This is a genomic window from Nonomuraea rhodomycinica (assembly GCF_013363995.1).
Lineage (GTDB): Bacteria > Actinomycetota > Actinomycetes > Streptosporangiales > Streptosporangiaceae > Nonomuraea > Nonomuraea rhodomycinica.
In genome coordinates, this window is sequence record NZ_JABWGO010000061.1 from 1 (window position 1) to 296 (window position 296).

General features: G+C 68.6%; 1 pseudogene. It reads left to right on the plus strand.

Going from position 1 to position 296, the window contains the following annotated elements:
* Nucleotides 1-191 (plus strand): annotated as a pseudogene (locus tag HT134_RS44420) (hypothetical protein); the annotation flags it as partial.
* Between the last annotated feature and the right edge of the window lie 105 nt (nt 192-296).

Consider the following 296-nt stretch of genomic DNA (forward strand, 5'->3'; position numbering starts at 1 on the left):
TGACGTTCGGCCACCACTTCATCCAGGTCTCCCCGGCCGGGCCGGCGGAGCACGCCGGCTACGAGGTGGAGTACAAGGAGGGGCACATGGTGCGGACGCTGATGCCGCGCCTGGAGGACGTGCGCCCGTCCTTCCACGAGTACGCCACCGGCGACCGCTCCGTCCTCGCGCGGCACGACTGGTCTTCGTGAGGGTGGCAGGATCGGCGGGATGAGAACCCATGACCCGCCCATCGAGCCCTACGACTCCGGCTTCCTCGACGTGGGCGACGGCAACGAGATCTACTGGGAGCTGGT